This window comes from Massilia cavernae (assembly GCF_003590855.1).
Classification (GTDB): domain Bacteria; phylum Pseudomonadota; class Gammaproteobacteria; order Burkholderiales; family Burkholderiaceae_D; genus Telluria_A; species Telluria_A cavernae.
Window position 1 is genome coordinate 1 of sequence record NZ_QYUP01000050.1, and the last position, 6,268, is coordinate 6,268.

General features: G+C 68.5%; 4 protein-coding genes and 1 pseudogene. 4 read left to right on the forward strand and 1 reads right to left on the reverse strand.

What is annotated here, in order from left to right; translation table 11 throughout:
- Positions 1 to 141: 141 nt before the first annotated feature.
- Entirely contained in the window at positions 142 to 1,404 is a 1,263-nt protein-coding gene (locus D3872_RS04930) for an exonuclease SbcCD subunit D C-terminal domain-containing protein (protein WP_119809745.1), read from the forward strand.
- The gene (locus D3872_RS04935) at positions 1,401 to 5,132 is read left to right on the forward strand and encodes an AAA family ATPase (protein WP_119809746.1); all 3,732 of its coding nucleotides are present in this window, start codon (positions 1,401 to 1,403) and stop codon (positions 5,130 to 5,132) included. Before D3872_RS04930 ends, D3872_RS04935 begins: the two co-directional genes overlap by 4 nt.
- On the opposite strand, the gene D3872_RS04940 is transcribed toward D3872_RS04935, so the two are convergent.
- Positions 5,119 to 5,346, reverse strand: coding sequence for a hypothetical protein (locus tag D3872_RS04940; protein WP_147373796.1), 228 nt, complete (start codon positions 5,344 to 5,346; stop codon positions 5,119 to 5,121). The genes D3872_RS04935 and D3872_RS04940 overlap by 14 nt on opposite strands.
- Positions 5,347 to 5,498: 152 nt before the next feature.
- Here D3872_RS04940 and D3872_RS04945 point away from each other — a divergent pair, with 152 nt between their 5' ends.
- Positions 5,499 to 5,711, forward strand: coding sequence for a hypothetical protein (locus D3872_RS04945; RefSeq protein WP_119809748.1), 213 nt, complete (start codon positions 5,499 to 5,501; stop codon positions 5,709 to 5,711).
- A pseudogene (locus D3872_RS04950) lies at positions 5,711 to 6,268 on the forward strand (methyltransferase); the annotation flags it as partial. The gene D3872_RS04945 and the pseudogene D3872_RS04950, both read left to right, overlap by 1 nt.

The following is a 6,268-nucleotide window of genomic DNA, read 5'->3' on the forward strand; positions in this document are numbered from 1 at the left end:
GCGGCGGACCGATGGAGGCGGCGGAACTGCTGAAGCAGGCCGACACGCTGCTGTACGAAGCCAAGCAGGCCGGCCGCAATACCTTCCGCGCCGCCGCATACGCTATAGTAGCCGGCTGATCGTCACTTTCTCGCTTACGCAATGCGGCTGCTGCATACTTCCGACTGGCACCTGGGCCAGACCCTCCATAATTACGAACGCAGCTACGAGCACCAGCGCTTCCTCGACTGGCTGCTCGATACCATCGTGGAGGAGCAGGCCGATGCGCTGCTGGTCGCGGGCGACATTTTCGACACCGCCAACCCGTCCGCCGCCGCCCAGAAGCAGTTGTACCGCTTCCTGCGCGAAGCGCGCACGCGCGCGCCGCAGCTCGACATCGTCGTCATCGCGGGCAACCACGATTCGCCGGGGCGGCTGGAGGCGCCGGGTCCGCTGCTGGAGGCCCACGGCACCAGCGTGATCGGCCACATCGTGCGCGATGCGCAAGGCCAGATCGACCTCGAACGGCTGCTGGTTCCGCTGCACGGCAAGGACGGCGCCGTGGCGGCCTGGGTGCTGGCGATTCCCTTCCTGCGCCCAGGCGACGTGCCACGCGCGGAAACGCCGCTTGACGCCGAGCCTTCCCCAGACCCTTACCTGGCCGGCATCGGCATGCTGTACCAACAGGCGTTCGCACTGGCGCGCGCGAAATGCGCCGAAGGACATGCCATTGTCGCCATGGGCCACTGCCACATGGTGGACGGCCAGGCCTCGCTCGACTCCGAGCGCCGCATCGTCATCGGCGGCACCGAAGTGCTGCCGGCCGGGATCTTCGACCCGGCCATCGCCTACGCGGCGCTGGGGCACCTGCACCTGGCCCAGCGCGTCGGGCAGAAGGAGCACCTGCGCTATTGCGGCAGCCCGATACCGCTGTCGTTCGCCGAAACCGGCTACAGGCATCAGGTGCTGCGGGTCGACCTTGCCGATGGCAAGGCGGCGTCGGTGACGCCGCTGATGGTGCCGCGCGCGGTGGAGCTGCTGCGCATCCCGTCCCAGCCGGCGCCGCTGGAACAAGCACTGGCCGCGCTCGAAGCGCTCGACCTGCCCGAAGTAGCGGACGAACTGCGGCCCTTCCTGGAAGTGCGCGTGCTGCTCGACGCGCCCGAACCTGGCCTGCGCGGGCGCATCGAAGCCGCGCTGGCCGGTAAACCAGTGCGGCTGGCGAAGATCGAACCGACCCGCAGGACCGACCCGGCCGCCCCTGAGGCGGCCGCGCTGTCGCTCGACCAGCTGGCCCAGCTCCAGCCGGACGACATCTTCCGCCGCCTGTACCAGCAGCGCTACGGCGAGGAAGCGCAGCCCGAACACCTGAGCGCGTTCGCGGAACTGCTGCTGTCGATGTCGGACGAGGAAGGCGCGCGATGAGGATCCTGAGGATCGCCGGCCGCAACCTGGCCTCGCTGGCGGGCGACTTCTGCGTCGACTTCGAGCAGGAGCCGCTGGCTTCGTCCGGCCTGTTCGCCATCAGCGGCCCGACCGGCGCCGGCAAGAGCACCCTGCTCGACGCCATGTGCCTGGCCCTGTACGACGCCACGCCGCGCCTGCTTAAGCGAAAGAATGCCGACCAGCTTCCCGATGTCGGGTCTGACCGCGTATCGGTTCATGACCCGCGCACCTTGCTAAGGCGCGGCGCTTTTGAAGCCTCGGCGGAAGTAGATTTCGTCGGCAACGACGGACTGCGCTACCGCGCACGCTGGGGCATCCGGCGTTCCTACAACAAAGCATCCGGCGGTCTGCAGAAGGCGCAGATGTCGCTTAAGCTGCTTCCAGACCTGCATGCGATCGGTGGCACGAACACCGAAGTGCTGCAGGAGATCGTCAACCGCGTCGGCCTGTCGTTCGAACAGTTCACGCGCGCCGTGCTGCTGGCGCAGAACGAGTTCTCGGCCTTCCTCAAGACCGAGGAAAACGAGCGCGGCGAACTGCTCGAAACGCTGACCGGCAGCGCGGTCTACAGCGCCATTTCGAAGCGCGCGTTCGAACGCTTCAAGACCGAACAGGCAGCCACGCAGCGCCTTGCGGCCCGGCTCGCGGACCAGACGCCGCTGCCGGCGGAAGTGCGCGCGGAACTCGATGTGCAGGCCGCGGCTGCCGACTGCGCGCTTCACCAGCTCGACGAACGCAAGGCCGTGCTGGAACAGCAGCTGCGCTGGCAGCAGGAGTCCGACAAGCTCGTGCAGCAGGTGATCGCGGCCGAAGCGGCGGTCGCGGAAGCGTCCGCGGCGGCGGAAGCCGCGGCGCCCCGTCGTCGCCGGCTGGCGATGGTCGACGCCGTGCAGCCGGCGCGCCAGCTGGTATCCGAATGCAGCCGCCTCGATGCGGATATCGCCGGCGCCCAGGCGGCAATCGCCGCCTGCAACGAAGCCCTTGCGCAGGCGCTGGCCGCGCAGGAACAGGCGGCGCTTGCCGTCACCGAATCCGGCGCGCGCCTGCAGCTTGCCGAGCAAGCCCAGAAAGACGCAGCGCCCGTGCTGGACCAGGCCAAGGCGCTGGACGCCACGGTGCTGGCGCTCAAGCCCGCGCATGCGAATGCGGCCGAAGCGCGCGCCGCAGCTGTAAGCGAACAGGAAGCTGCAAACACCGCTGCGGTGCAGGCGGAAGCCACACTGGCCTCAACGCGTGCGCAGCACCAGCAAGGGGCTGCATGGCTGGACAGCCACCGTCACCTCGCCACCCTGGCGGCGCAATGGCCTCGCTGGGACACGCTGTTTGTCCAGGCCGACCAGCAGTCCGGCCGCGAACGCACGCTCGCTTTAGAGGTCGCGCAGGCGCAGGCTGCGCTCGATGCGGCAACAGGCAAAGACAGCTCCGCTGCGGCAGCAGCGCAGGAAGCTGCCGGCAGGCTGCAGGCGCTGGAGGTCACCCGCCAGCAGGCAATCGCCACCCTCGCAGCCTTCGATGCGAACCTGCTGCGTAGCGAGCGCCAGGCGCTCGACGCGCGGCGCGACAGCCTTGCGGGCGCGGAAAAAGCGTGGACGGAACTTGAAACGGTGCGCGCGAACCTGCAACAGGCGACGGCGCGCAGGCAGGAACTTGAAGCGGCCAGGGCTACGGCCGAAGCACTGCTCGCACAGGCAGTCGCCGCGCACGGGGCGCTCGATGCGGCGCGGGTCCAGGCCGAGCGTTCGCACGAGGCGGCGCAGCTTGCATGCGCGTCCAGCGTGACAGAGCTGCGCGCGGCGCTGGAAGACGGCGAACCGTGCCCTGTGTGCGGAAGCGGAGACCATCCTTACCGCCACCAGGACGCCATTCCGCACGCGATACTTACCAGCCTCCAGGCCGAAGCCGCCCGCTGCCGGACTGCGGCGTCGGACAACCTGTCGGTACAGGGCGCCCAGCGCGCATTGATCGCGGCGTCCGGCAAGCAGCTTGCCGCGTCCCTGGGCGAACAGCAGGCACTTCAAACAGCACTGGAGAAATCCGAATCCACCTGGCGCGCCCACCCGCTCGCCGGTGAACCGGATGTCGACGCAGGCTGGTTCAGCGCCCAGCTCGGAATGGCACGCACGGCGTCGCAGCAGCACGACGCACGCGAACTGGCCGAGCGCCAGGCCGCAGCCGCGCGCGACGCGGCACAACTGGCATGCGACCGTGGCGCCGCCGAGCGCGAGAAGCTGCAGGATGCAGCCATCAAGGCCCGCACCGCGCTGGCCGACGCCCGCACCCACAGCGCGTCGCTGGCCGAACGCCGTGAGCAGGCCTCAGCCGCGCTCGCGGCCATCCTCGATGAACTCGATGCGGCATTCGAGGGCGCGTGGCGTCCCGAGTGGCAGCGCGATCCTGCCGGTTTCCGAACCGCGCGTGAACGCGAGGCGGACGACTGGAATGCCCGGTCGGCCGCGCAGGCAGCGCGCGAGGGAACGCTGCTTGCACTCGACACCGAACACGCCGCCTTGCAGAATCGACGCGAGCAGGCCGGCCAGGCTTACGTCGCCGCGCAAGCCGCGTTCGAACGTATCGACGCTGAGCTGGCGGCACGGCAGCGCGAGCGCGCCGCGCTCTGGGACGGCAAACCGGTACGTGAGGTGGAGGCCGTACTTGCCGGGGCGGTCGATGCCGCCAGGGCGTTGGTGGCCAGCCACCAGTCCACGCGCGAACAGGCGGCGCATGCCGAAACCCGCGCGCGCGAATCGCTGGTCCACAACAAGGACCGCTTCGGCGCACTGCAAAACGAACTGGCATCCGCAGGTTCGCGCCTCGACGCATGGGTGGCCGGATTTGGGGAACAGCACCCTGCCCTCGGCGCGATGGACAAGGAGAACATGGCGTCGCTGCTTGCGGTCGGCGCCGCATGGACCGCGCAGGAGCGCAGCGCCCTTGCGGCGCTGGACGCCACCACAGCGAGCGCCGCGACCATCCTTGCGGAGCGGCGCGGCCAGGCCGCCCTGCACCAGGAGCACGCGTCAGGCCAGGGAGCCGTTCCCGCCGGCGAACTGGCCGGAATGCTGGCGGCATTGCAGGAGCAACGCAAGCTGGCGCACGACGCATCGGCCGCGCTGCGCCTGCAGGTTGCCCAGGACAACGTCCGGCGCGAAAGCGCGCAGGCGGTGATGGCGGAAATCGAAACACAGCAGGTGATCGAGCGGCGCTGGGCACAAATGTACGATTTGATCGGTTCCCAAGACGGCAAGAAATTCCGCAACTACGCCCAGCAGTTCACGCTGGACGTCCTGCTCGGCTACGCCAACAGCCACCTGTCGCAGCTGGCGAAGCGCTACCGGCTCGAACGCGTGGCCAGCAGCAGCGGACCGTCGCTCGGCCTGCTGGTGCGCGACCAGGACATGGGTGGCGAAATCCGCTCGGTCAACTCGCTGTCGGGCGGCGAATCCTTCCTCGTCTCGCTCGCGCTGGCGCTGGGACTGGCCTCGCTGTCGTCCAACCGCGTGCGCGTCGAATCGCTGTTCATCGACGAAGGATTCGGCAGCCTTGACAGCGACACCTTGCGGGTGGCGATGGACGCCCTCGACGGCCTGCAGTCGATGGGCCGCAAGGTCGGCGTCATTTCGCACGTGCAGGAGATGACGGAGCGGATCGCGACCAAGGTGCTGGTGCAGCCGTCCGGCGGCGGCACCAGCAGCGTCAGCGTGCAGTAGTCCGGAACGGCTTGACCGCCTGAAGCGCGGGCGCGGGCGCGGGCGCGGGCGCGGGCTCCCAGGCCAGTTCGCGCCGGATCTGGACCGGATCGGGAGGCGGCCGGCGCCGCGCGATTTCGGTGCGCAGCCATTCCCTGACTTCTTCCTTGCTCGGTTGCTTGTGCTTGACCATGGCTTCACTGCTCCTGGAACGGTCCATGCCGGACCTGTTCATTCAACGCTGCGCGGCCGGGCATGTTGACCCCAAAATGTAACCATTTATGTTCGCCGCCCATGCACCAGCAATGTGGGGCCGGCCGCGCCGTACGCAAGTTGCGCGGGGCCGGAATGCTAGAATGCGCGCTTTCCCCATACACCATTGAAATCATGTCAAAACCAGCACGCGTGCTGACCTTCAAGTGCGACAAATGCACCAAGCCGGTCAAGGTATTCCTCCAGAAAGTGTCAGCTTGCTCACACATCCAGCCCTACCAGGGCCTGTGCGCCTGCGGTGAACTGAAGCGTTACGCCACCGGCGACAAGAACGCGGTCGCGTCCTACCTCTCCTCAACCGACGGCAGCTGGTCGCACCACCATTGATGGACACCCGCATCCAATGGATTGAAGCAGGCCAGGAACGTTCGGCGCTGTGGCGTTCGGAAAGCGGCATGCCCGCGCCGAAAAAAGTTGTGATCGCCGACGACCAGACGCCCGCCGACACGGCCTACCGGCTCGCCTGCGAAGGCACCGCCCTGTTGTGGCGCGGCGACTTCCAGAACGCGCGCCAGCTGCTGCAGGCGCTCGCGCGCCGCGCCGACCACAAGGGCGGCAAGGGCAAGCGCGCCAAGGCGCCAAAGGTGCCCGCGACGCCGGCCGAGGCCTTCCACCTGCACCGCCAGGCGCAGTCGCAGCGCGCCCGCACGCTGGCGATGCTGCTCATTCCATTCGATGCCGACTACACGATTCCGCTGCGCCGCGCGCCGGACGTCAAGCTGGCCTGCAATGAAGCCTACGGCCGCGGCGAGCAGCCCTTCGTCGCATCGCTGCGCGAACTGCTGGGCGTGATCGGCGGCCATGAATGGCGCAAGAACGGCGTCGACATCCCGGCTCTGGGCGAACGCATCCATCCCCACTACGGCGTGTTCTCGCCGATCCGC